A 23,888-nucleotide genomic window follows, 5' to 3' on the forward strand; every position below is an offset into this window, starting at 1 on the left:
CGGATCCAACGCCGTGGTGGGTCAGAAGGCGCCGCAGTTGGACGGGGCGGGCCGATTCGCGAACCGGTCGTTCAGGTAGGCGACCGCCTCGGGCATCCCCGCGACCAGAGGAAGCGCGTGATTGACGGCCAGGCCCGGCAGGACGGGCGGGGTGGTGTTCGGGGAGAACTGGACGGTGGCGCCGAGGGCGCACCAGTCCGCCGCGAGCTGGCGACCCTGTCCGTAGGGCACGATGTCGTCCATCGTCCCGTGCTGCACGAGTACCGGCACCGACGGCTGCAGACGTCCGATCCGCTGCGCGGCGATGGCTTCCTTCGCCTCCGGCAACCGATCGACGACCACGCTCAGCGGTTCACCCGTGCGGGTGTAGTCGCTCGTGCGCTGGAAGCCGTAACGGAAGATCGTCTCCGGCGCGCACTGGTTCGCCACCGAATGCAGCATCTCGCGTCCACGGTCGTTGACCTCGGCGTCGACGAGATCCCGGAGCTCGGGGTAGGCCTCGCCGAGGCCGTTGATCGTGTAGCCGATCACGCCGGTGAGCGCCGTTCCGTCGACCTGGCTGAGCGTGGCCTCGAGGTCCGCGGGCGGCGCGCCGGCATAGGCCCCCACGACGTTCAGCTCGGGCGCGTAGGTCGGCTGCAGTTCTGCGGCCGCAGCCACGGCACCGCCGCCCTGGGAGTACCCCCACAGGCCGACAGGACCGTCGGGGGTGATGGACGTGGCGGGCAGGCTCTGCGCCGCCCGGACCGCATCCAGCACCGCGTGCGCCTCGGCGAGCCGGTTGACGTACGTGTGGTGCCCCGGTGTGCCGAGCCCGTCGTAGTCGGTGACGACGACGGCGATGCCCTGCAGCAGCATGGTGTTGATCGAGAGCAGTTCGTACTCGGTGAACAGGTCGAGCGGCGGGGTGTAGGACACGAGCGAGTTCAGCTGCTTGGACGGTGCACACTGGTCGCCCTGGCCCTGGGTGCCCGGCGCGATGGCGACGAGCGGTCGCGGCCCCGGCCCGTTCCACGGCAGCGACGGCTCGAGGTAGGTGCCGCCGACGGCGCTGGGTTCGCCGGTGGCGTCGAGGCTGCGGTACAGCAGCCGGGTGCCCTGCGCGGGGAACACGCCCTGCGGCGACGGGACGCGAATGGAGAGGTCGGACGGCCCGCTGCGGAGGACGTCGCCGGAGGCTCCGACCAGGTCGAGCGGAGGATCGTAGAAGTTCGCATCCGCGCTCGCCGTCGCCGGCGTGGCAAGCATCGCTCCTGTCAGGGCCGCGGCCGTCGCCGCAGCGCCGATCCACCGTCTGGCGATCCCCATCCCCATCCCCATCCCCATGGTCCCTTCACAGGTAGCTGTCCGTGTGTCGGACGACACAAGCGGTACGCACTGTAACACCTAACTTACCGGCGCGTAAGTACGTGATCCGGGGGCTCGCGAACCCCGATTCGCACCGCGGTCCGTCGTTCGCCCCCGGGCATCGCCGCTGGTCGGGGACAATCCGGTCATGACCGGGGAGCGCAGCGAACCGCAACTGCACCGACTGACCACACCGCACACCGCCGCCGTCGTCGGGATCGTGTTCGCCGTCCTGTTCGCGACGAGCATCGTCCTGATCCGTCAGGCGATCCCCGCCGATCCCTTCGGCAGCACCGAGTGGCTGGACGCCGGCCGCTCACGGCTCACCGTGGCGCTGACGCTGGCCCAGTTCGCCTGCATCGCGTTCCTGTGGTTCATCGGTGCGCTCCGGCACCGGCTGGGAGACCTCGAGGACCAGTTCTTCTCGACGGTCTTCGTCGGTAGCGGCCTGTTGTTCCTGGCGCTGATCCTCGTCACGATGGCCAGCGCCGGCGGGCTGTTCCTGGCGGACCGGGCGGAGGCGGTGCCCGCCCAGGAATCCGCCGCCTTCGCGCACGCGCTGATCCTGCAGATCAGCAACGTCTATTCGATCCGCATGGCCGCGGTCTTCATGATCTCGCTGGCCACCATCTGGCTGCGCACCGGACTCATGCCCCGATGGCTGGTCCTACCCACGTACCTGCTCGCCCTGGTTCTGCTGTTCGCGGTGACCGAGGCGCTGTGGCTCACGCTCGTCTTCCCGGCGTGGGTGATCGTGATCAGCGTGTTCCTGCTGACCCACGCCCGGCAGGCGTTCCCGCCCCGGCGGGCGTTCCGGCCGAGAACCTGACGGTGCCACGGCGACGGAGCGGCGTCACTCGTCGCCGGGCTGGGCGGGCAGGGCGTTCTGCACCCGGTGGGTGACCGCGTCGTCCCAGCCGTCGGGGGCGAGGATGTCCGCCCACAACTGCGCGGCCTCCGGCCCGTAGGCGTGGCCGAACCCGGACGGGACGTCGGCGGAGAACACCATGTCGAGCGTGACCTGCCAGAACGTGCCGAAGGGCAGCCACCGCATGCCCGGATCCACATCCGGGCCGAGCGGCTCCCGCAACCAGTCCGGCTCCCGCAGCAGCAGCGCGAACGACCACCGGGTGATCGGCCTGGTAACCGCAGGGGCATACGGGCTGTGCTTACGTCACGCGCGGATCCTAGTGGGCACGGCAATCTCCCGCGCGGTCCTACGGCGCGGCTTCCCCGGACGTGGCCGAGTCGGTAGCAAGATGTACGCCGATCGTTGTCTACGGGAGGTGTGACATGGCTGTGGGAGTCGGTCTCCGGATCGGGAGCGTGGTGTCCACCGCGGTGCTCGCCTCCAACGACCCCGGCAGCCCCGATCCCGTCGTCATAGCCCGTGACACCGTCCTGCACATCGACTCCGACGGCACCACCGTCCTCGGCGGCGCCCCGCATCCCGCCGGCGAGGCCCGCTACCTGTCGGGCTTCCTCGGCCGCGTCGGCGATCCCGCCGGCGTCACCGCCAGTGACGGGCGCATCTACCGGGCCGAGGACTCGATGGCCACGGCGATCGCCTGCCTGTTGCACGAGTGCCAGCCGCTGCCGCCGGACGGCGGGCCCGACGGGGGTCTGCCCGCTGTCACCGCCACCTACCCGTCGCGGTGGGACCAGTCCACGGTGGCCGCGCTGCGGGCCGCGCTCGACTACGCGGATCTGCGGCACATCGCCCTCGTCTCGGACGCCGAGGCCGCGGCCACCTGGTACGCGTCGGAGATCTCGGAGACCCCCGGACAACTCGTCGGCATCTTCCACGTCGACGACGGCGGCTCGACCGTCAATCTCGTGCGCTCCGGTGTGTCGGCCGGCAAGGCGTTCCGCTTCGCCGCCAAGAGCGCCCCGTCTCCCGCGGCCCAGCTGGCTACCGCGCTCGGCGCGTTCGGCTGGCTTTCGCACAACCTCGACGCCGTGGTGGTGATGGGCGACGGGTTCGTCGCGCGCGACCGCTCGCATGTGCAGTCCATCGCGGACAGCCTCGCCGCGAAACTCGGCGTGCGCACTCTCGTCGGCCCCGGCCCCGAGCAGACCGCCGCCCTCGGTGCCGCCATCCTGGCGGCGGGTTTCACGCCCGCGCGCGTGGTCAAGGCGCGGATCGGACTGCCACCGTCGTACGACGTCACCGACGTCCTCACCGGTGGCATCCCACGTATCCGGGAACTCGAAGCGGCCGAACGAGCGCGGGCCGAGGCGGCCGCGGAACGAGACAGGGCGGCCGGCGCACCGGGGAGCCCCGCACCCGTCCCGGCGACGACCGCCTCCGACCCCCGGTCCGGCGACGCCCGGTCCGATGACACCCGGTCCGATGACAGCAGCGCCGACGAGGCCTTCGGGGCGACGGTCACCACCGTCACCACGCGGCCGAGCAGGAACTACTCGGCGATCGGGGCCGTGGTGGCAGTGATCCTGCTGCTGGCCTTCGCGGCCGTCGCGCTGCTCTGACCGTTCGGATTGTTACTACCGCGGAGTTCAGCCCTCCGTGAGCGAGTTCAGCTCCGCGGCGTCCTCCGCGCCGAACTTGTCCTCGAGCACCTCGGGGCTGTAGTCGAGGTCGATCTCCTCGACCGGCCGGCCGCGCGCGGATTCGATGGCCCCGAGCCGCCGCTGGGCCCGGTCGGCCGCGTAGGCGACGAACTCGTCGGGGTCGAGGCCGAAGGGCTGCTCCTCGAACTGGTCGTTGACCCACTGGATCATGCCGAGCGCCAGCGGCAGCAACTCCCCCATGCGCTGCTGTACGACATCCCAGTTCGAGTCGTCGGCTGCGACGTGGCGGCGGCAGGTGAACGTGCCCCACGCCATGTGCCGGCGTTCGTCGTCGCCGATCCGGCGCACGAGTTCCTGCATGCCGGGCAGGATTCCGCGTTTCGTGCACACCTTCTGCCAGGCGTAGTACCCGGTGAGGGCGAGACTGCCCTCGATGACGTGGTTGTAGGTGACGCTGGCGCGGACCTGATTGGCAGGACTCGGATCGGTCTCGAGGACGCGCAACGAATGGGGCAGTTCCTCGTAGAACAGCTGCCGGTAGTACGGATTGTCCGCGACGTAGGAGTGCAGGTCCGCGGTCAGGCCCACCGCGTCCATCCACAGGCGGAAGACCTGGGTGTGCTTGGCCTCCTCGAAGCAGAACTGGGTCAGGTACATCTCGTCGCCGAGCCGGCCCTCGGCGGCCATCGCCCGTAGGAACGGCTGGATGTCCTGTGTGACGGCCTCCTCGCCGGCCACGAACTGCGCGACGAGATAGGTGGCGCTGCGGTGCTGTTCGCTGTTGAGCTCGTTCCAGTCGGCCGCGTCCCGGCTGAAGTCCAGCTCGAGCGGATCCCAGAACTTCGCGTTACCCTTCGCGAACAGCCGCAGCGGGAAGGCGTCCCAGTGCAGACCTCCCGCGCGCAGCGTTCCGAAGCCCTGACGTTCCGGCAGTGCTGTGGTCATGAGCGTGCCCGCCTTCCCTCGCCCGGATGGACGCGTGTCCATCTCGACGGTAGCGCCATTTCGGCGGGGCGTGACGGGAACCATACAAACTGTAGGTATGACGGACCCCCGGCCGGGATCGTCGAGCAGATCCCGGCCGGGAGCGCTGCCCGTCAGCCCTCGAGCAGGGTGTCCCCCGGATATCCGCCGGGGCCGAATCCGGGTGGGACGGCGAACACCGCCGACCCGATCGGCGTGATCCACGGGTTCAGCGCGTCGTGCTCGGCGAGCCGCTGCTGCACCGGAACGAACTGGGCGTCCACGTCGGCCTGGTACGACGCGAACAGCAGCCCGGCGCCGTCCGGGTCGTCGTAGTTGTAGCCGCGCCGCAGGAACCGCTCGTTCGCGTTCCGGGGCCGCGCCCGCGCGACGTGCGATTCCGGGGGGATCACCGGAATGCCGTGCACGTCGGTGGCGGCGAAGTCCGGATCGTCGTGCTCCCGGTTGCCGGTCAACGGCGCCCCCGAGGCCAGGTCCCGGCCCACGGCGAGTTCACGGGCCGGCCGGTCCAGCTCGTCCCACGTGTCGAGTTCCATGCGGATACGCCGCACCACCACGGACGTGCCCCCGGCCAGCCAGGCCGGGGTTCCGGGATTCCACACCTGCCGGTCGAAGTCCGTGCTTCCCGCGGCCGGGTTGACCGTGCCGTCGACCTGGCCCATGAGGTTGCGCATCGTGGTGCCGGCGGGCTTGGTGTCCGCCGCGTTGCGGAACCCGCGCTGGACCCAGCGCACGGTGGCCAGCGACCGCACGCTCTTGGCGAGCGTGCGGGTCGCGTGCGAGACGGTGACCGGGTCGTCGGCGCAGACCTGCACCAGCAGATCACCGCCCGACCAGCGCTCCTCGAGGCGATCGATCGAGAACGCGGGCAGCGGCCGCAGCCACTCGGGCCGCTGCGCCGCCAGGCCGGCCGCGTCGAACACGGCGGGACCGAATCCGACGGTCACGGTCAGCCGCGCGGGATCGTGGGCGAGTTCGGGCTCGGTGTCGCCGAGGGCAGGGCTGCCCTCGGTGAGCCGGCGGCCGTCCTCGGCCCACACCTTCATGATCCCGACGAGCGCCCGCCGGTCGAGGCCCGGGCGCAGATCCAGGGCGACGAACGCGGCGAAGGCCTGCGGTTCGGTGTCGATGCCGGCCTGGTGCACGCCGTGGAAGGCGACGGTGCGCCCGCCGGTGGGCTCGGGCTCCCGCGTGGCGGCATAGCCGAGGCCCGTCCCGATCCCGGCCGCGCCGATGCCCGCGACGCCGAGGACGGCGGCGCCGCCCCCGAGGAGGCGCCGCCGGCTCAGCTCAGCCACCGTGGTTCGCCCCCATGCCGGCGCTCGGCTGGTAGTTCTCCCGTGCGCCGGAGAAGTCGCGGACCTGCGCGGTGAACTCGGTGGTCGAGCCGTCCTCGAAGGTCAGCTCGAAGGTCACCTCGGTGCCGGGCAGGACGGGCTCGACGAGGTCCATCAGCATCAGGTGGTCGTTGCCGGGCGCGAGGGAGTGGGTGCTGTGCGCGGGAATGACCAGGCCGTCCTCCTTTTCGCGCATCACCATGGCGCCGCCGTCGCCGGCCGCCATCTCGTGGATCTCGGTGCGGGCCGAGCTGGGGCTGGCGGCGGAGACGATGTGGATGTCGGAGTCGCCGGTGTTCTCGAGCTCGGCGAAAGCACCGGTCATGCCGGATTCGGCGGCCTTCGCCCACGCCGAGGAGACGGTGAGCGAGTCCGCGGAGGCGGCGGCCGGCTCGTCGGACGAGCATCCGGCGGCGAACAGGGTCGCGGCCGCGGCGGCAGCGAGGAACAGGGTCTTCTTCATGAGGTTCTCCGAAATCGGTCCGGGTGCGCACGCGTGCGCGCGGTCCCGCGTAGCGGTGACCGTGAGGTGGGCTGGGATCAGACCGTGTGGGGAGGACCTCGGGTGCCGAGACCTGCGGCGACGAGCAGGCCGCGCCGCACCCGGGGATGGTGTGCGACGGGCGTCCAGCCGGGAACGGCGACGGGCGCCGGCGCGAACGGCGGCACACTCGCGCGCCGCACCGCGGTGAGCCCGACGCGGCAGCCGTGTTCGGCGCCGCGGACGAGCAGCGCCGCGACGACGATCGCGGCCGTGTGGGCGGCCAGCATGCCCGCGCCGGGGACGTGGACGTGTCCCGTGTCGAGGGAGAGGACACCGTGGCCCACCACCTGCCCGGCGGCCAGCACGCCGACGATCGGCAGGCGCGTGCCCGCGGCGAGCAGACCCACCGCGGCCGCGGCGGCGAGCAGCAACACCGCGGATGCCTGTCCCGGCGCGGCCCCGCCGGCGAGCGCATGGGCGGCGATGCTCACCGCCCCCGACATGCCGCCGACGAAGGCGCCGCGCACGCGTGCGGCGAAGTCCTTCTCGGCAGACATGCAGCCAGGATACGCGCCTCCTACTACCGGAAGTAGTAACCGGCCTCACAGAACTTGCCGACACATTGTCGATAAGATGTCGACTGTCCGTCGATAAAATCTTCCTCAGGAGCCCACATGTTCCTCGCGCTGCGCGAACTATGGTTCGCGCGCACCCGCTTCCTCCTCATGGGAACCGTCGTAGCCCTGGTGGCGGTGCTGATGGTCATCCTGTCCGGCCTGTCCTCCGGCCTCGTGGCAGACGGCGTCTCGGCCCTCCAGCGCACCCCGGTCCAGGCCTTCGCCTTCGCCGAGGGCACCCGCACCGACTCGGCGTTCTCGCGATCCGTCGTCACCGAGGACCAGGCCGCCGCGTGGCGCGCCCGGCCGGACGTCGCCGACGCCGCGCTGCTCGGCAATGCCATCGTCAACGCCCGGACCGCGTCCGGCACACCGGTCGACCTCACCCTCTTCGGCGTCGAACCCGGCTCGTTCCTCGAACCGGCGCCCGCCGAGGGGCGTCCCCTCACCGGCGACACCGACATCCTGGTCAGCGACACCGTGCGCGAGGCGGGCATCGCCGTCGGCGACACCATCGTCCTCGAGCGCCTCGGCACCGAACTCACGGTCGCCGGCTTCACCGCCGACAAGCGCACCTTCGGCCACGTCGACGTCGCCTACCTGCCGCTGCGAACCTGGCAGGCGATCCACGCCGGCACGCGGGCCGGCGAGCTACCCGATCCGCGCGTCTACACCGAGGCGAGCGTCGTCGCCGTCCGGGGTGTCGACGACCGGCTGCCCGACCTCGCCGCGGGCGATGCCGCCGCCGGCACCGCCGCCAAGACCCTCGAGGAATCCTTCGACGCCTCCCCCGGCTACTCCGCCGAGATGATGACGATGTCCCTCATCAAGGGCTTCCTGTACGCGATCTCCGCCCTCGTCGTCGGCGCCTTCTTCAGCATCTGGACCGTCCAGCGCTCCCGGGAACTGGCCGTGCTGCGGGCCATGGGCGCTTCCACGGGTTTCCTCCTGCGCGACGGCCTGGCACAGGCGACGGTCGTGCTCCTCGCGTCGGTGACCGTCGGAGTCCTCCTCGGCCTCGGCCTCGGGTCGGGCCTCGAGGGCAGCGGCATGCCGTTCGCGCTCGAGACCGGCCCCGTCGCGTCCGGCGCCGCGATCCTGGTCCTGCTGGGACTGCTGGGCGCGGCCGTTGCCGTCGTCCGCGTCACCCGCGTCGATCCCCTCACCGCACTCGGAGAGAACCGATGACCACCTCGACCATCCCCACCACCGGCCTGGCCCTGTCCGGAGTCACCCTCCGCTTCGGCGACGGCGACAACACCGTCGTGGCACTGGACGACGTGAACCTGCACGTCGCCGCCGGTGAGCTCGTCGCGATCGTCGGACCCTCGGGCGCCGGCAAGTCGAGTCTGCTGGCCGTCGCCGGCGGTCTCACCCGCCCCACCACGGGTGTCGTCACGCTGGCGGGGATCGACGTCTCCGCCCTGCCGGATCGGGCGCTGACCCGGCTGCGGCGAGAGCGGGTGGGCTTCGTCTTCCAGTCCGGGAACCTCGTTCCCGCCCTGACCGCCCGCGACCAGCTCCGGCTGGTCCCGAAGATCACCGGTCGCCCCGGACGTGATCCGGACGAGCTGCTCGGGGCGGTCGGGATGAGCCATCGCGCCGACCGGCGACCCGGACAGCTCTCCGGCGGCGAACGCCAGCGGGTCGGCATCGCCCGGGCCCTCGTCTCGCGGCCGGCGCTGCTGCTCGTCGACGAACCGACCGCCGCCCTCGACCGCACCCGCAGCCACGAGGTGGTCGAGTTGCTTGCCCGGGAAACCCACGATGCGGGGGTGGCTGGCATCATGGTCACCCACGACCACGACGTGCTGGAGCACTGCGACCGCATCCTGGAGATGGTGGACGGCAGGCTGCACGCCCGCGGCTGACCGCACGAGGAGGGCCCGTGCCGAAGATCTCTGCGGCTACCGTCGCCGAGCATCGCGCAACCCAACTACGGGCACTCCTCGATGCGGCTCACGCACTGTTGACCGAGTCGCCGGAGCGCCCGCCGAGCCTGGGCGAGGTCGCGGCCCGGGCCGGGCTCGCCCGCTCCAGCGTCTACCACTACTTCCGGTCGCGGGAGGATCTGCTGCGCGCGGTCGTCGAGGACATGTTCCCGCGCTGGAACGCGAAGGTGATCGCCGCCATGGACGAGGCCGGCGATCCGGCCGGCCGGGTACTCGCGTACGTCGACGCCAACCTCCGGCTCGTCGCCGAGGGCGAGCACGCGCTCGTCGGAGCGCTCGCCACGGTCACGCCGCAGGCCTTCACCGACGAACGCATGCAGACGCTGCACCGCGAGCTCGTGCTCCCCCTCGCCGAGGCCCTGCGTGAGCACGGGACCACGCATCCGGAACTGGCCGCCGAACTGGTCGGCGCCGTGGTCCACAAGGGCACCGAACTCATCGAATCCGGCCGGAACCTGGAGGAGGTCCGCCGGGCGGTCCGCGATCTGCTCGAGCTCATCGACGTTTCACGTGAAACGGGTTGACATCTTTCGGATGCCCCTATTGACAATAGACTGTCAAATCGACAGCATATTGTCATGACTGAAACAGTGCATGTCGCCGTGTACGACACCTTCGCCGACTGGGAGGTCGGCCATGCGATCGCCCACATCAACAAGCCCCTCTGGCACAAGCACCCCGGCCGCTACGCCGTCGCCACCGTCGGCGCCACGCGCGAACCCGTCACCACCATGGGCGGAATCCGCATCCTCCCCGACACCACCCTGGACGAGGTGCGGCCGGAGAACAGCGCGATGCTCGTCCTGGCGGGCAACGACATCTGGAACACCGAGCAGTTCACCCCCTTCGCCGAACGGGCGCGCGACTTCCTCGAGGCCGGGGTCCCGGTGGCCGCGATCTGCGGGGCCACGGGCGGGCTCGCCCTCGCCGGCCTGCTCGACGATCGCGCGCACACGAGCAACGCCGCCGAGTTCCTGGCGAGTGTGGGCTACGCGGGCGGGGATCTCTACCGCGACGAACCGGCCGTCACCGACCGGAATCTGATCACCGCGAGTGCCACCGCCCCGGTCGAGTTCGCCCGCGCGATCCTCGAATGCCTCGAGGTGTTCGAGCCGCACGTCCTCGAATCCTGGTTCAAGCTCTACGGCCGACGCGACCCCGCCGGCTTCTACGAACTCATGGCCGGATGAGCGAGCGCCCGGAACAGGAACTGCTCAGCGGCCTCGCTCTGACGTCGTTCCGGCTCAACGGACAGTTCCTCGAGGTCGCCGAATCCCTCGCGCGCCCGGCCGGGCTCACCGCGGCGTGGTGGCAGGTCCTCGGTGCCGTGCTGCGCGAACCCCTGCCGGTCGCCGGCATCGCCCGCGCGATGGGGATCACCCGCCAGAGCGTGCAGCGGATCGCCGACCTGCTGGTCGAGCGAGGCCTCGCCGAGTACCTGCCCAACCCGGCCCACCGGCGCGCCAAGCTCGTCGCGCCGACCCCGGCGGGACGCGAGGCGGTGTCCGGGATCGATCCGGCGCATGCCGCCTTCGCCCGTCGCCTGGCCGACGCCGTGGGCGAGGAAGTCCTGGCCGGCGCACTGGCCGCGATGCGCCGGCTCTCGGCGGTCCTCGACGAGCTCGCCGAGGAGAAGTGACCGGGCACGACGACAGGCCCGGACATCCGTGATGTCCGGGCCTGTCGTCGATATTCGAGTGTGCGTTGTGGAGCCTAGGAGATTCGAACTCCTGACATCTGCCTTGCAAAGGCAGCGCTCTACCAACTGAGCTAAGGCCCCGTCTGCCGCCTCAGCGGCCGGTGACCTCGTGCCATTCGTCCTCGCTCCGCAACATCCGAGCGAGTCCGACGGCCACCAGCACCACGGTTCCCACAGTGAGAAGAACCTTCATGCTCGCTGCCCTTTCGGCACGGGGAGTGGGCCTAGGAGGACTTGAACCTCCGACCTCTTCGTTATCAGCGAAGCGCTCTAACCGCCTGAGCTATAGGCCCTCGAACCGAGTTGGAACACTACCCCACCGAGCCGCGAAGTCCAAAATCGGCTCGGCGGGGTCACGTTTTCCCAGCTCAGTCCGGGTCTGCGAGGGTGACTTGCACGCCCCCGACGAGGTCGGTGCACAGGTTGTAGATGAACGCCCCCAGGGTGGCCAGAGCGGTCAGCAGGATCGTGTTGACCAGCCCGATCACCGTCGCGTACCCGAAGACCTGGCCGGCGGTGATGAGGCCACCCCCACCGGTGTCGGACACCATGTCGGTGAAGGCGCTGTTGAGCCGTTCCCACACGCCCATGCCCGCGAGCACGCCGTACAGCAGACCCACGGCGACCATCCACACGAAGAACAACGAGACGGAGATCACCGAGGAGATCTTCAGCATCGACCACGGATCGATGCGGCGCAGCTGCACGGTCGCCCGCAGCGGCTCACCCGGGACCCGGGCCGCGGCCGCCACCACGGCAGCCGGTTGCGCAGCCGCGGATTCCTCGGCCGGCGCGGACGGCAGCGGATGCTTCACCGTCGACAGGTCCGGCAGGTCCTTCGCCAGGTCCTTGCGTTCGATGTGCCGCGTGGGACCGTCGATGACGGCCGCCTTCGTCTTGGCCGCCGACCGGTCCGCACCCGGCATCCCCGTCGTGGGCGCGTTCATCGAGGCGGCCGCCGTGCCGGTGACCACCGGGCGGGTCGGCGGCGTCGCGGCACCGGACCGGCCGCCGGCCGGATTCACGCCGGGGCGAGCCGCCGCCGGCTTCGCCGGGCCCGGCTGCTGCCCTGCGGGCTGCGCCGATCCGGTCGGGGCCGCGCCGCCGGGCCGCGTGGCGGTCTTGTCACCCCCGGGCCGCGTGGCGGTCTTGTCACCCACAGCGCCGCCCGAGGTGGGCACCGCGGGACGCCCGGTCGAGGACGACGTCTGACCCGGGCGGGCCAGATTCGTCTGCGGCACGTTCTGCGGCGCCTCCTGCTGACTCCCGCGCTGCCACGGCGGCGTGGGGGGCCCACCCGGCCGTTGCTGCCCGGGACGCCCCGCCGGCGACGTCCCGCTCTCCGGCGTGGCGGGACCCTGCTTCGCCGCGCCGTCGGCCGGCGCGCCCGGGTTCGCTCCCGCGGCGGGGTTCCGGGCGGCACCCGGCGCATCCGACGGCGCCGCAGCGCCCTCCGGCTTCACCTCGGGAGCCTGCTTCCCGGGCACCTCTCGTCCGTTCTGTCCCTTCGGCGGCTGAGCGGGCGGCCCCTGCTCGGCCCCGTTCGGTCCCTGGGGAGTGCTCACTTACGACTCCTTCGCTTCGAGTACGGCGCTCTCCTCGGGCTCGTCGGCGTTGCGTGCGATCGCCAGCAACGTGTCCCCCTCCCCCAGGTTCATCAACCGCACACCCTTCGTCTGTCGGCCGGCCTTGCGCACCTGCTTCGCGGGGGTCCGGATGACGCCACCGCCCGAGGTGATCGCGTACAGCTCGTCGTCGTCGTCCACGATGAGCGCTCCGACCAGAGTGCCACGCTTGCGGTCGTACTGGATGGTCAGCACGCCCTTGCCGCCGCGGCCCTGCGCCATGTAGTCCTCGATCGGGGTGCGCTTGGCGTACCCGCCGGACGTCGCGACCAGCAGGTACGTGCCCTCGCGGACCACGTTGAGGGAGAGCAGGGCGTCGTCCTCGTTGAACCGCATGCCCTGCACACCTGAGGTCGCCCGGCCCATCGGCCGCAACGCCTCGTCGCTCGCCGCGAAACGGATCGACTGTCCCTTCGCGGACACCAGCAGCAGGTCGTCGTCCGACGAGCACAGCACCGCGCCGACCAGTTCGTCGTCACCGCGCAGGTTGATCGCGACGATGCCGCCGGACCGGTTGGAGTCGAAGTCCGACAGGCGCGACTTCTTGACCAGGCCGTTGCGGGTCGCGAGCACCAGATACGGGGCGTCCTCGTAGGACTTGAGCCGGATGACGCCCTGGATCCGCTCGTCCGGCTGGAAGGCCAGCAGGTTGGCCACGTGCTGGCCGCGCGCGGTGCGGTTGGCCTCCGGCAGCTCGTAGGCCTTCGCCCGGTACACCCGGCCCTTGGTGGTGAAGAACAGCAGCCAGTCGTGCGTGGACGTCACGAAGAAGTGCTTGACGATGTCGTCCTGCTTGAGGTCGGCACCCTTGACGCCCTTGCCGCCACGCTTCTGGGACCGGTACAGGTCGGTCTTGGTGCGCTTGGCGTAGCCGGTCTCGGTGATGGTGACGACCACGTCCTCGCGGGCGATGAGGTCCTCGTCGGAGACGTCGCCGTCGGCCGCGACGATGCGTGTGCGACGGTCGTCGCCGTACTTGTCGACGATCTCCTTCAGCTCGTCCCGCACGATCGCGCGCTGGCGCTCGGGCTTGGCGAGGATGTCCTTGAGGTCGTCGATCTCGCGCTCGATCTCGGCGAGTTCGTCGACGATCTTCTGTCGTTCCAGAGCGGCGAGGCGGCGCAGCTGCATCGCCAGGATCGCGTCGGCCTGGATCTCGTCGACGTCGAGCAGCCCGATCAGGCCGGTGCGCGCGTCCTCCACCGTCGCCGAGGCGCGGATCAGCGCGATTACCTCGTCGAGCGCGTCGAGCGCCTTGACGAGTCCGCGCAGGATGTGGGCCCGCTCCTCCGCCTTGCGCAGCAGGTACCGCGTCCGGCGGACGATGACCTCGACCTGATGGTTGACGTACAACCGGATCATCTGGTCGAGCCGCAGGGTGCGCGGCACGCCGTCGACGATCGAGAGCATGTTGCAGCCGAAGCCGGTCTGCAGCTGCGTGTGCTTGTAGAGGTTGTTGAGGACGACCTTCGCCACGGCGTCACGGCGGACGGTGACGACGATGCGCATGCCCACACGGTCCGACGACTCGTCGTGGATGTCGGAGATGCCGGCGATCTTGCCGTCCCGGACCTGCTCGGCGATCGAGGTGATCAGGTTGTCCGGGTTGACCTGGTACGGCAGTTCGGTGATGACGATGGAGGTCTTCCCCCGGGCGTCCTCCTCGATCTCCACGACACCGCGCATCCGCACCGAGCCGCGGCCCGTGGTGTACGCGTCCTTGATGCCCTGGCCGCCGACGATCAGGCCCGCCGTCGGGAAGTCCGGCCCCTTGATGCGCTCCATGACGGCCGCCAGGGTGGCTTCCTCGTCGGCCTCGTAGTTCTCGAGCGCCCAGTAGATCGCCTCGGCCACCTCACGGAGGTTGTGCGGCGGGATGTTGGTGGCCATGCCCACCGCGATGCCGCCGGAACCGTTGATCAACAGGTTGGGGATACGGCTGGGGAGAACCACCGGCTCGAGCGTGCGGCCGTCGTAGTTCGGCTGGAAATCGACCGTCTCGTGGTCGATCTCCCGCAGCATCTCCATCGCGAGCGGCGTGAGCCGGCACTCGGTGTACCGCATCGCGGCCGCACCGTCGTTGCCGCGGGAACCGAAGTTGCCCTGGCCGTCCACGAGCGGGTAGCGCATCGACCACGGCTGCGCGAGTCGCACGAGCGTGTCGTAGATCGAGGCGTCGCCGTGCGGATGGTAGTTGCCCATCGTCTCGGCGACGGCACGTGCCGACTTCACGTAGCCGCGGTCCGGGCGGAACCCGTTGTCGTACATTGCGTACAGGACGCGGCGGTGCACCGGCTTGAGACCGTCCCGCACATCGGGCAGGGCGCGGCCCACGATCACGCTCATCGCGTAATCGATGTAGCTGCTCTGCATCTCCTGCTGGATGTCGACGGGCTCGATGCGGTCGTGCCCCGGCCCCTCCGGCGGCAACGTGGTGTCGGTCATGAGCTCCTTCTTCTACTCGGCTCGAACGCCGCGGGCTTCCGCCCGGCGCGCGTCTCGCAACCACACGAGTCTATAGGTGCAGGTCAGCTCGCACACCGACCGATGCGGCGATTCCGCTCGACCGACCCTGCACGTCGCCCGGAATTCGCGTCACGATCGCGCCGGAACGGTCCGCGACGAGTCGGTGCCGTCGTCGTCGGTGGTCCAGCGGGCGAACTCCTGTTCCAGTGCCAGATCCCTCCGGCTGGGCGCGAGCAGCAGCGCCGCGATGGGCACGGTGAGAACGACGATGCCGAGCACGAAGGAGGGGAACAGCAGGGCGGTGACGGTCTGGCCCGCCGGCAGCGGGACGGTCGGGTCGACCTGGACGCGCACACCGGCCATGCCGGTGTAGTGCAGCGCCACGACCGCGCAGCCCATGAGCAGGGCGGCCGGTACCCGGAGCGTCCACCGGTCCGCGGCCTGCGCGAGCCACAGGGCGACCGTGGCCGCGACGACACCGATGGCCACCGAGGCCACGACGAACGCCGTGTCGTGCTCGAGCGAGCCCTGGATCCGGATGGCCCACATGCCGCTGTAGTGCATGAGGCTGACCGCCAGGCCCATCCCGACGCCGCCGACGAACAGGCGGACGAGAGACGGGACGCGGTTCACCCACGCGGCGCGGGAGCTCACGAGCCAGAGCCCGAACCAGGTGGCGGCCACCGACAGCGCGACGGAGAAGACGGTCGGTCCCAGCGCGTAACGGACCGCGGTACCCGGGACGTCGAAGCCCATCATCCCGATGAAGTGCATGAGCCAGACGGCCACACCGCCGACGGACAGGGCGGCCATGGCCATCCAGCGGCGGTGGCCGCGGCCGGTCGGGGCGATCAGCGCCTGGCGAGCGCAGGAGAGCCCGACGAACGATCCGACGACGGAGGTGGCATAGGCGAGGAAGAACACCCACATCCCCATGGAGAAGTGGTGCATTTCGTGCGACATCGTGACCTTCTGAGCGTGGCACGCGGAAGTCGGTCCGCACTCGTGCGGTGGCGCGCCACACCGAATCGATACGGGCTGCGACTTCGCCCCCTCGACAGCGATCGGAGCGTATCGCATCGATGTAATTCGCACGGGGGCAGGTCCCGCCCCCGTGCGCTCAGGTGGCCGGACGCCGGGGATCGGCCGGGCTGTGCTGCTGCGCCCACGCCTCGGCCTCGGCCTCCAGTGCGGCCGCCACCCGGTCGGGAGCCATGAGCAACGCCATGATCGGGACCGTCAGGATCAGCATGCCGAGCACGAACACCGGGAAGAGGACGGCGAACACCTCGACCCCCGACGGGGCCGCGGTCGCCGGATCCACCGTCACCTGCACCGCCGCCATCGCGAGGAAGTGCACGCCGATCACCGCCGCGCCGGCGAAGATGCTGCCGCCGATCCGCATCCACCTGCTGTCGGCGACCGTGACCAGCCACAGGACCACCACCGCGGTAAGGCAAGCCGCCACCACGGACGCCGCCACGTAGGTCAGGTCGTATGCGACGGTGCCCTGCAGTTCCATCGCCCACATGATCGAGTAGTGCACGCCGGCGATCCCGGCGCCGAGGACCAGCGACCCGCCCAGCAGCCGTGCCGCCACGGCACCGCGCGACGGCCGGGCCCGGCGCGACACCCGCTTCGGCTGCACGACCACCATGGCGACGAAGGCGGACACCAGCGCCACCGCCATCGAGAAGACGATGCCGAGCAGGTCGTATCGGATGATGCTGCCGTCCACCGTGAAACCCGCCATCGGCAGGAAGTGCGCCAGCCACACCCCGACGCCCCCGGTCGAGAGCGCGGCTCGCATCAGCCAGTACAGCCGCGCCCGTTCCGAACCGGCGGACAGCGACTTGCGGGCACTGGCCAGTCCCACGAGCAACCCGATCGCCGACGTCGCGTACGCCAGGACGATCACCCACGTGCCCATGCCGAACAGGTGCACGTGCGTGTCCATCAGGGCGCTACCGGCTGATGCAGCTTGCGCAGCGCGTACTCGGTGACCGTCACGAGCGCCGACTTGGCGGACTCGCGCTGCCGAGCGTCGATCGAGACGATCGGCACGTCCGCCGAGACCGCGAGGGCCTGACGGATGTCCTCGGTCGGGTACCGCGGGGCGTCGTCGAATTCGTTGATCGCGACGATGAACGGCAGGTTCCGGGCCTCGAAGAAGTCGACCGCCGCGAAACTCTCGTCCAGACGCCGGGTGTCGATGAGCACGATGGCACCGATCGCACCTCGGATCAGGTCGTCCCACATGAACCAGAACCGGTGCTGCCCCGGCGTACCGAACAGGTACAGCACGAGATCCTCGGCGAGGCTGATCCGGCCGAAGTCCATCGCGACGGTCGTGGTGGCCTTCTGCGGCGTCGCGCTCAGGTTGTCGACGCCGTCGCTGGCGTTGGTGACCAGCGCTTCGGTGCGCAGCGGAACGATCTCCGAGACCGCCCCCACCAACGTGGTCTTGCCGACACCGAAGCCCCCGGCGATCACGATCTTCGTCGAGGTCACCCGCTTCGGGGAGTTAGAGTTCGCGAAGTCCACTGAGGACCCTTTCAATCAGCTCACGACGCTCCGCGTCGCTCGAATCGTCTTTCAGGGTGGCCAGGATCCGTACGTGCCCGGCTTCGACGAGATCCGCCACGAGTACGCGCGCCACCCCGATCGGCACACCCACCCGCGCCGCGATCTCGGCGACCGACGGGGACTCTCTGCACAAAGCCACGATCGTGGCATTGATGTTGTCCAGGTCCCGGGCACGGTCGTCCGTGCCCGGGAGGACCTGGATCAGTGCCTCCAACGCCAGCTCGACCGCGGGGCTGGTCCGTCCCGAAGTCAGTGAGTACGGCCGGACCAGACTGGGCTGGGCCGGCGGCGACTCCGGCTTGCGTTCTTCCATGGCCACCTCGACGTCAGGACCCCAGACCGATGCGCGGAGTGGCCTCGACCGACGCCCCCACACGATCGACCAGGAGTGCCATCTCGTAACCGACCTGTCCGATGTCGCATTCCGAGGCGGTCAGGGTCGCAAGGTGCGAGCCGTCACCCACGCTCATCAGCAGCAGGTAACCGTGCTGCATCTCCACGACGGACTGGAGCACTCCGCCGCCCTCGAAGAGCTGGGACACGCCGTTGGACAGGCTGGCCAGGCCGGACGTGACGGCAGCGAGCTGCTCGGCACGGTCGACAGGCAGGTGTGCGCTGGCCGCCATCAGGAGGCCGTCCGCGGACACGAGCACGGCGTGGGAGACGCCGGGAACCTCGCGCGCGAAGTTCGACACCAACCAGTCCAGAGGACGAGTTACGTCGGATCCATGGTCAATGTTCATCGAACTCCCTGTTCGTCGGTCTGGGTGGACGCGTGCGCGGAGGCCCGCCCGTTGCGAACCCCTTGCTGGTGACGGCTCAGGTTGGCCCGGATGGCCTCCGGGTCGCGCCGCCGAACAGCCGGCACAGATCCGGTCGCCGGGGAGGCGACCGCACCGGGCACCAGCCTATGACCGGGTGCACGTCGCGGAAGACCCGCGGTGGTGAGTTGCTCCACCGGGGCTTGCGCCGCCTCCTGGGCGGCCCTCCAACCGACGTCCGCCCGCGAGTTCCACTCCGGCCGACGGTCCTCCGGCAGGCTCGTCGGATCGACGAGCCAGCTCGACATCATGTCGGCGAAGATCGGCGTGCCGGCACCCGGACGCAGCGAGTTGACGTCGGGGCGCGGCTGGAAGAACGCGGCCGTCTTGGCCGGGTTCGTCCGGTACCGATGCCGTGCGGCGCGGCCCGGCTGCCCGTCGGCTGCTGCGCTGCCGTGGCCGGCGGACGCGGCGGCCGGGTCTGCGGACTGCTCGAAATGCTGCTGCGGCAGGGAGGAATCGGCGGCGGCCGGCGGCGTCGGCAGCCCGGGAGTGCTCCCAGGGCGGCGCTGCGGCAGACCGTTGCCCGACGCACCGCTGCCCGACGCACCGTTCCCCGACGCACCGTTCCCCGACGCACCGCTGCCCGGCACAGCAGCGGACGGCTGCGGCGACAGGCCCGGCGTGGCACCCGGCCGGCGCTGCGGCAGACCATTGCCCGCGGTGGCCGGAGCCGGCTGCGGCGACAGGCCCGGCGTGGCACCCGGCCGGCGCTGCGGCAGACCGCTGCCCGCGGACGACGGAGCCGACTCGGGCGAGGCCGGAGCGGCCGCGGCGGGAGCAGGAGCAGACGAGACCGTCTCCGAGCGGCGCGGCGGCAGGACCGGCGTCGGACCGGGTTGCCGTCGGGGCAGTTCCGACAGCGGCGTGGGCTGGCGCGGCACAGGACCCGGGGTGACACCCGGCTGACGCTGCGGCAGACCGGGAGTCGAGCCGGGGCGGCGCTGCGGCAGACCGGGAGTGGTCCCCGGCTGGCGCTGCGGCAGACCCGCGGATGGCTCCGGAGGAACGGGTGCCGGCTGGCGCTGCGGCAGCGGCGATTCCGGCGCGGGGGTGCGTTCCGGCAGGGCCGGGGCCGCGACGTCGCGCGGCGGCCGCGGAGCCAGGGCCTCGGCCGGACGGCCGTCCTCGCCCATGCGCGGCTGCGGCCCGGTCTGCGACAGGGCGAGCGGCGAGACGAGGAGCACGTCGGGAATGTGGACGCTGGCGGTGATGCCCGGGTTGCGTGCGGTGTCGAACGTCGGGCGCAGCCGCACGGTGAGGCCGTGCCGCGCCGCGAGGCGCGAGACCACGAACAGACCCATGTGGCGGGCGGTGTCGGGACCGACCTCGCCACCGAGAGCAAGCCGCTCGTTGATCGCGTCGAGTTCCTCGGCCGGGATCCCGATACCGCGGTCGGCGATCTCGACGAGCAGGCCACCGTCGACGGCCCGGGCGAAGCTGAACGTCACGGTGCTGTCCGGCGGGGACGCCCGCAGCGAGTTGTCGACGAGCTCGGCGAGCAGGTGGACGATGTCCGTGGCGACCGTGCCGCTGAGTGCGCCTTCCGGCGTCGAGCCGATCTGGACGCGCTGGTAGTCCTCCACCTCGGACATCGCGGCACGCAGGATGTCACCGAGCTGTACGGGCGCGGAGTGGCCGCGCCGCATCCGGGTGCCCGAGAGGATCAGCAGGTTGTCGCCGTTACGGCGCATGCGCGCCGCGAGGTGGTCGAGTCGGAACAGGCTCTCGAGCCGGGCCGGATCCTTCTCCTCGTACTCGAGTCGTTCGATGAGGCCGAGCTGCTGCTCGACGAGCGACTTGCTGCGCCGGGCGAGGGTCTCGAACATGTCGTTGATCTGCAGGCGGAGGTGGGCCTGCTCGCCGGCGAGGCGCAGGGCCTGCCCGTGCATGTCGTCGACGGCGCGGGCGAGCTGGCCGACCTCCTCGGTCGTGTGCACCGGGACCCGCGTGAACTCGATGTCCTCGACGTTGTCACCCACCTTGATGCGGTCGATGGCGTCGGGGAGTTCCTGCCGGGCGACCTTGAGAGCGCCGTAGCGCAGGCGGCGGATCGGGCCGACGAGCGACCGCGACACGAGAAGCGCCAGGACGAGCGCGGCGAGCAGGGCACCGAGCACGATCGCGGTGTCGCGGAGGGCGGCGGAGCGGGTGTCGGAGGCGCGGGCGAGAACGGTCTCGCTGATCGCGTCGGACGCCTCGTCGATGAGGGTGCCGTAGACCTCGACGCTCTGCAGCAGCGACGAGCGCAGGTTCAGGATGGGCAGCGGCCCGTCGCCGGCGGCGTCGATCATCGCGGTGCGCTCGGCGACGCCGTTGCGCAGCTCCTGGATCTGGGCGTCGGACGCCGGATACGACCGGGCGAGCGTCTCGAGCATGGCGAGCTCGGAGCCGGACGCGGACACCAGGGTGGTGCCCGGCTGGTCCGGGTCCCGCAGGATCGCCACGATGCCCATCACCTGATCGAACAGGTAGCGCTGCGACGCCCAGGCGTCGACGAGCCGGGTGCCCTCGGCGAGCACGGACGGATCCTCGATCGGCTCGACGATCGCCTCGACGATGCGGATCAGGTCCTTGCGGATGGCATTGGTCTGCTCGTTGAGCTCGGGGAGCGGGATGTTGCCGGCCGCGATACGGTCTCGCAGCGCCTCGGCGGCGGCCACGGTGCGGGTGAGGTCCGCGGCGATGACCGGATCCAGCTCCGGATTCTGGGACACCGCCCGGACGCGTTCCAGTGTCGCGTCGAGGTTCTCGATCTCGTTCGTGATGCCGGTGCCGGCGGCCAGCGTCGCGGAGGCGGTACCGAAGGCGGTACCGAAGTCGACGAGGTCGGGCACGACGGCCACCTGGTCGGCAGCGGACGAGAAGTGGACGGCGTTGGAGAGCTCCTGCTGCACGCGCAGGCCGCCCAGCACCATTGCCACGGTCACGGGAACGGCGAGAACGGCGGTCACCTTCCAGCGAAGGCCCCACCCTTCGATGTTCCACCACCGCTGCCGAGGTGGCGATTCGTCACTCATCTTCACAGCTCACTTTCCACCCGGTTTCCGCCGCCGACCCACACCCGCGCCACACCGCTCGGTGTCGAGGAGGTGCGGCTGCGGGTGGAGTGGTCGGAAGAGACGTTCCTGAGTGCACGCACCATATCCGTCCGAGTGCGGATAACGAAAGGAGCACGACCACTCCCGGAACCGGCGGGAGTCGCGCCCCGAGCCGGTCACCGAGCCGAAAACTCTACCGACCAGTAACATTCGCGGCCCGGGAACGCGCACCCGACGCGCCGAAGGGCGGCGAAAGCGGTGGTGTGAACCTCGTCACACACCCCTTCCGCCGCCCTCTCCGGCGCCGTGGAACCCGGTCAGACGTCCAGGAAGCGAACGTCCTTGGCGTTACGGGTGATGAAACTGCGGCGTGCCTCGACGTCCTCGCCCATCAGGATGCTGAACAGCTCGTCGGCTGCGGCCGCGTCGTCGAGCGTCACCTGACGCAGCACGCGCACGCTGGGATCCATGGTGGTCTCCCACAGTTCCTTGGCGTTCATCTCGCCGAGACCCTTGTAACGCTGGATGCCGTCGTCCTTGTTGATCTTCTTGCCGGCGGCGAGACCGCGCTCGAGCAGGCCGTCACGCTCCCGGTCGGAGTACGCGAACTCGGGCTCGGAACGCTGCCACTTGAGCTTGTACAACGGCGGCTGCGCCAGGTACACGTGGCCGTGCTCGACCAGCGGACGCATGAAGCGGAACAGCAGCGTCAGCAGCAGCGTGGCGATGTGCTGGCCGTCGACGTCGGCGTCGGCCATCAGCACGATCTTGTGGTAGCGCAGCTTCGCGATGTCGAACTCGTCGTGGATACCGGTGCCAAAGGCGGTGATGATCGCCTGGACCTCGTTGTTCTTCAGCACGCGATCGATGCGCGCCTTCTCGACATTGATGATCTTGCCGCGCAGCGGCAGAATCGCCTGGTACATCGAGTCGCGTCCCGACTTCGCGGAGCCACCGGCGGAGTCGCCCTCGACGATGTAGATCTCGGACTTGCTCGGGTCGTTCGACCGGCAGTCCGCCAGCTTGCCGGGCAGCCCGCCGAGATCGGTGGCGGACTTGCGCCGGACCAGCTCGCGCGCCTTGCGGGCGGCGACGCGGGCCTGCGCGGACGAGACCGCCTTCGTCACGATGGTCTTCGCGTCGGCCGGGTTCGCCTCGAGCCAGTGCGACAGGTGCTCGTTGCAGGCCTTCTGCACGAACGACTTGACCTCGGTGTTGCCGAGCTTGGTCTTGGTCTGGCCCTCGAACTGCGGTTCGCCGACCTTGACCGAGATGATCGCGGCCAGTCCCTCGCGGATGTCGTCGCCGGTGAGGTTCGGGTCCTTGTCCTTGAGGAGCTTCTTGTCCTTCGCGTACTTGTTGACCACCGAGGTCAGGGCCGCGCGGAAGCCCTCCTCGTGGGTGCCGCCCTCGTGGGTGTTGATCGTGTTGGCGAAGGTGTGGACCGACTCGGAGTAGCCCGAGTTCCACTGCATCGCGACCTCGAGCTCGTGGCCGGTGCCCTTCGCGGTGAAGCCGACGACCGAGTTGTGGATCGGCTGCTTGGTGCGGTTGATGTGCCGCACGTAGTCCTCGAGGCCACCCGGGTAGTGGTAGACGCGGGTCTTGACCTTGTGATGCTGCTCGGCCTCGGCCTGTTCCTGCTCCTCGGCCTTCTTCGGTGCCTCGGCGAGTTCGCTGACGACCTCGTCGGTGACCTCCTCGGGGGCGACCCGCTCGTCGGTCAGCGTGATCGTCAGGCCCTTGTTGAGGAACGCCATCTCCTGCAGGCGCCGCGCGACCGTCTCGAAGTTGTAGGTCGTGGTCTCGAAGATGTCCGGGTCCGACCAGAACCGGACGGTGGTGCCGGTGGCCCGCGTGGGCTCGCCCCTGATCAGTTCGCCGGGCTTCGACGACAGGTACGTCTGCTCCCAGTGGTAGCCGTCGTTGTCGATCTCCACCTCGAGCCGGGTGGACAGCGCGTTGACCACCGAGATGCCGACGCCGTGCAGACCGCCGGAGACGGCGTAGGCATCGGAATCGAACTTGCCGCCCGCGTGCAGCTGGGTCAGCACGACCTCGACGGTCGGGATGCCGGAGGCGTGCATCCCGACGGGGATGCCGCGGCCGTCGTCGACGACCTGCACGCCGCCGTCCTCGAGGAGGGTCACCTCGACCTTGGTGGCATGGCCGGCCATCGCCTCGTCGACCGAGTTGTCGACGACCTCCCAGATCAGGTGGTGCAGGCCGCGCTCACCGGTGGAACCGATGTACATGCCGGGGCGCTTGCGCACCGCCTCGAGACCCTCGAGGACGGTGATGGAGGAAGCACCGTACTCACTGTTGCTCTTGTTCGACTTCTGGGCAGCCACGGGTTGGTAGCTCTCCTTCTTCCGCCTGGGTCTCGCGCACACGCGC

General features: G+C 70.3%; 21 protein-coding genes, 2 tRNA genes and 1 pseudogene. 7 read left to right on the forward strand and 17 right to left on the reverse strand.

Annotation, left to right across the window (positions count from 1 at the left end; translation table 11 throughout):
* Positions 1-21: 21 nt before the first annotated feature.
* Positions 22-1,308 carry a lipase family protein gene (locus tag A4U64_RS24370; RefSeq protein WP_029546819.1) on the reverse strand — a complete coding sequence of 429 codons (1,287 nt, stop codon included), beginning with the start codon at positions 1,306-1,308 and terminating at the stop codon, positions 22-24.
* A gap of 187 nt (positions 1,309-1,495) precedes the next feature.
* On the opposite strand from A4U64_RS24370, the gene A4U64_RS24375 reads away from it, so the two are divergent.
* Complete coding sequence (locus tag A4U64_RS24375; protein ID WP_029546818.1) at positions 1,496-2,176, forward strand: hypothetical protein; 681 nt, start codon at positions 1,496-1,498, stop codon at positions 2,174-2,176.
* Between the two features lie 24 nt (positions 2,177-2,200).
* Here A4U64_RS24375 and A4U64_RS24380 read toward each other — a convergent pair.
* Positions 2,201-2,485: pseudogene (locus tag A4U64_RS24380) on the reverse strand (alpha/beta-hydrolase family protein); the annotation flags it as partial.
* Between the two features lie 155 nt (positions 2,486-2,640).
* Between A4U64_RS24380 and A4U64_RS24385 the strand changes: the two are divergent.
* Complete coding sequence (locus tag A4U64_RS24385; RefSeq protein WP_065923251.1) at positions 2,641-3,837, forward strand: hypothetical protein; 1,197 nt, start codon at positions 2,641-2,643, stop codon at positions 3,835-3,837.
* Positions 3,838-3,864: 27 nt separating this feature from the next.
* On the opposite strand, the gene A4U64_RS24390 is transcribed toward A4U64_RS24385, so the two are convergent.
* From A4U64_RS24390 to A4U64_RS24405, 4 genes are all read right to left on the reverse strand, one after another.
* Entirely contained in the window at positions 3,865-4,824 is a 960-nt protein-coding gene (locus A4U64_RS24390; protein ID WP_006934498.1) for a R2-like ligand-binding oxidase, read from the reverse strand.
* A gap of 152 nt (positions 4,825-4,976) precedes the next feature.
* On the reverse strand, positions 4,977-6,161 hold the full coding sequence (locus tag A4U64_RS24395) for a Dyp-type peroxidase (protein ID WP_029546815.1): 1,185 nt from the start codon (positions 6,159-6,161) through the stop codon (positions 4,977-4,979).
* A complete protein-coding gene (locus A4U64_RS24400; RefSeq protein ID WP_006934494.1) occupies positions 6,154-6,663 on the reverse strand; it encodes a copper chaperone PCu(A)C in 510 nt (169 codons plus the stop codon). Before A4U64_RS24400 ends, A4U64_RS24395 begins: the two co-directional genes overlap by 8 nt.
* A gap of 77 nt (positions 6,664-6,740) precedes the next feature.
* On the reverse strand, positions 6,741-7,241 hold the full coding sequence (locus tag A4U64_RS24405) for a hypothetical protein (RefSeq protein WP_029546814.1): 501 nt from the start codon (positions 7,239-7,241) through the stop codon (positions 6,741-6,743).
* 117 nt (positions 7,242-7,358) lie between these two features.
* Between A4U64_RS24405 and A4U64_RS24410 the strand changes: the two genes are divergently transcribed.
* The 5 genes from A4U64_RS24410 to A4U64_RS24430 are packed head-to-tail and all read left to right on the forward strand — an operon-like array spanning position 7,359 to position 10,892.
* Entirely contained in the window at positions 7,359-8,489 is a 1,131-nt protein-coding gene (locus tag A4U64_RS24410; RefSeq protein WP_006934490.1) for an FtsX-like permease family protein, read from the forward strand.
* On the forward strand, positions 8,486-9,172 hold the full coding sequence (locus A4U64_RS24415; RefSeq protein ID WP_006934488.1) for an ABC transporter ATP-binding protein: 687 nt from the start codon (positions 8,486-8,488) through the stop codon (positions 9,170-9,172). The genes A4U64_RS24410 and A4U64_RS24415 overlap by 4 nt, the downstream gene beginning before the upstream one ends.
* Before the next feature lie 17 nt (positions 9,173-9,189).
* Positions 9,190-9,777 (forward strand): TetR/AcrR family transcriptional regulator, encoded by a 588-nt coding sequence (locus A4U64_RS24420; RefSeq protein ID WP_029546813.1) that lies wholly within the window; start codon positions 9,190-9,192, stop codon positions 9,775-9,777.
* 54 nt (positions 9,778-9,831) lie between these two features.
* A complete protein-coding gene (locus tag A4U64_RS24425) occupies positions 9,832-10,443 on the forward strand; it encodes a type 1 glutamine amidotransferase family protein (protein ID WP_029546812.1) in 612 nt (203 codons plus the stop codon).
* Positions 10,440-10,892 (forward strand): MarR family winged helix-turn-helix transcriptional regulator, encoded by a 453-nt coding sequence (locus tag A4U64_RS24430; protein WP_006934485.1) that lies wholly within the window; start codon positions 10,440-10,442, stop codon positions 10,890-10,892. Before A4U64_RS24425 ends, A4U64_RS24430 begins: the two co-directional genes overlap by 4 nt.
* Before the next feature lie 68 nt (positions 10,893-10,960).
* Here the strand turns inward: A4U64_RS24430 and A4U64_RS24435 are convergent.
* The 11 genes from A4U64_RS24435 to gyrB all read right to left on the reverse strand — a co-directional run bounded on the left by A4U64_RS24435 (position 10,961) and on the right by gyrB (position 23,842).
* Positions 10,961-11,033 (reverse strand) — tRNA-Ala (locus A4U64_RS24435).
* A 138-nt stretch (positions 11,034-11,171) separates the two neighbouring features.
* A tRNA-Ile gene (locus A4U64_RS24440) sits at positions 11,172-11,245 on the reverse strand.
* 75 nt (positions 11,246-11,320) lie between these two features.
* Positions 11,321-12,517, reverse strand: a complete 1,197-nt coding sequence (locus A4U64_RS24445) for a DUF3566 domain-containing protein (protein ID WP_043799099.1) — start codon at positions 12,515-12,517, stop codon at positions 11,321-11,323.
* Positions 12,518-15,022 carry a DNA gyrase subunit A gene (gene gyrA / locus A4U64_RS24450; RefSeq protein WP_006934483.1) on the reverse strand — a complete coding sequence of 835 codons (2,505 nt, stop codon included), beginning with the start codon at positions 15,020-15,022 and terminating at the stop codon, positions 12,518-12,520. It abuts the gene before it with no gap.
* 150 nt (positions 15,023-15,172) lie between these two features.
* Positions 15,173-16,006, reverse strand: coding sequence for an MHYT domain-containing protein (locus A4U64_RS24455; protein WP_006934482.1), 834 nt, complete (start codon positions 16,004-16,006; stop codon positions 15,173-15,175).
* A gap of 157 nt (positions 16,007-16,163) precedes the next feature.
* Positions 16,164-17,000 (reverse strand): MHYT domain-containing protein, encoded by an 837-nt coding sequence (locus A4U64_RS24460; protein ID WP_006934481.1) that lies wholly within the window; start codon positions 16,998-17,000, stop codon positions 16,164-16,166.
* Positions 17,000-17,554: a GTP-binding protein gene (locus A4U64_RS24465; RefSeq protein ID WP_006934480.1), complete on the reverse strand. Its 555-nt coding sequence runs from the start codon at positions 17,552-17,554 to the stop codon at positions 17,000-17,002. The genes A4U64_RS24460 and A4U64_RS24465 overlap by 1 nt, the downstream gene beginning before the upstream one ends.
* Positions 17,555-17,567: 13 nt before the next feature.
* Positions 17,568-17,942, reverse strand: coding sequence for a DUF742 domain-containing protein (locus tag A4U64_RS24470; RefSeq protein ID WP_006934479.1), 375 nt, complete (start codon positions 17,940-17,942; stop codon positions 17,568-17,570).
* A 13-nt stretch (positions 17,943-17,955) separates the two neighbouring features.
* A complete protein-coding gene (locus A4U64_RS24475) occupies positions 17,956-18,372 on the reverse strand; it encodes a roadblock/LC7 domain-containing protein (RefSeq protein ID WP_006934478.1) in 417 nt (138 codons plus the stop codon).
* Positions 18,369-21,470: an ATP-binding protein gene (locus A4U64_RS24480; protein ID WP_185713365.1), complete on the reverse strand. Its 3,102-nt coding sequence runs from the start codon at positions 21,468-21,470 to the stop codon at positions 18,369-18,371. Before A4U64_RS24480 ends, A4U64_RS24475 begins: the two co-directional genes overlap by 4 nt.
* Before the next feature lie 338 nt (positions 21,471-21,808).
* Positions 21,809-23,842 carry a DNA topoisomerase (ATP-hydrolyzing) subunit B gene (gene gyrB / locus A4U64_RS24485; protein WP_006934474.1) on the reverse strand — a complete coding sequence of 678 codons (2,034 nt, stop codon included), beginning with the start codon at positions 23,840-23,842 and terminating at the stop codon, positions 21,809-21,811.
* Positions 23,843-23,888 lie beyond the last annotated feature (46 nt).

The sequence above is a fragment of the Rhodococcus sp. WB1 genome, assembly GCF_001700945.1.
GTDB lineage: Bacteria > Actinomycetota > Actinomycetes > Mycobacteriales > Mycobacteriaceae > Rhodococcus > Rhodococcus aetherivorans.

Bases quoted from the DNA above. Each gene is read 5' to 3' on its own strand.
- A4U64_RS24370 (WP_029546819.1), bottom strand. From the start codon at position 1,308: ATGGGGATCGCCAGACGGTGGATCGGCGCTGCGGCGACGGCCGCGGCC.
- A4U64_RS24375 (WP_029546818.1), top strand. From the start codon at position 1,496: ATGACCGGGGAGCGCAGCGAACCGCAACTGCACCGACTGACCACACCG.
- A4U64_RS24385 (WP_065923251.1), top strand. From the start codon at position 2,641: ATGGCTGTGGGAGTCGGTCTCCGGATCGGGAGCGTGGTGTCCACCGCG.
- A4U64_RS24390 (WP_006934498.1), bottom strand. From the start codon at position 4,824: ATGACCACAGCACTGCCGGAACGTCAGGGCTTCGGAACGCTGCGCGCG.
- A4U64_RS24400 (WP_006934494.1), bottom strand. From the start codon at position 6,663: ATGAAGAAGACCCTGTTCCTCGCTGCCGCCGCGGCCGCGACCCTGTTC.
- A4U64_RS24405 (WP_029546814.1), bottom strand. From the start codon at position 7,241: ATGTCTGCCGAGAAGGACTTCGCCGCACGCGTGCGCGGCGCCTTCGTC.
- A4U64_RS24410 (WP_006934490.1), top strand. From the start codon at position 7,359: ATGTTCCTCGCGCTGCGCGAACTATGGTTCGCGCGCACCCGCTTCCTC.
- A4U64_RS24415 (WP_006934488.1), top strand. From the start codon at position 8,486: ATGACCACCTCGACCATCCCCACCACCGGCCTGGCCCTGTCCGGAGTC.
- A4U64_RS24425 (WP_029546812.1), top strand. From the start codon at position 9,832: ATGACTGAAACAGTGCATGTCGCCGTGTACGACACCTTCGCCGACTGG.
- A4U64_RS24430 (WP_006934485.1), top strand. From the start codon at position 10,440: ATGAGCGAGCGCCCGGAACAGGAACTGCTCAGCGGCCTCGCTCTGACG.
- gyrA (WP_006934483.1), bottom strand. From the start codon at position 15,022: ATGACCGACACCACGTTGCCGCCGGAGGGGCCGGGGCACGACCGCATC.
- A4U64_RS24455 (WP_006934482.1), bottom strand. From the start codon at position 16,006: ATGTCGCACGAAATGCACCACTTCTCCATGGGGATGTGGGTGTTCTTC.
- A4U64_RS24460 (WP_006934481.1), bottom strand. From the start codon at position 17,000: ATGGACACGCACGTGCACCTGTTCGGCATGGGCACGTGGGTGATCGTC.
- A4U64_RS24470 (WP_006934479.1), bottom strand. From the start codon at position 17,942: ATGGAAGAACGCAAGCCGGAGTCGCCGCCGGCCCAGCCCAGTCTGGTC.
- A4U64_RS24475 (WP_006934478.1), bottom strand. From the start codon at position 18,372: ATGAACATTGACCATGGATCCGACGTAACTCGTCCTCTGGACTGGTTG.
- A4U64_RS24480 (WP_185713365.1), bottom strand. From the start codon at position 21,470: ATGAGTGACGAATCGCCACCTCGGCAGCGGTGGTGGAACATCGAAGGG.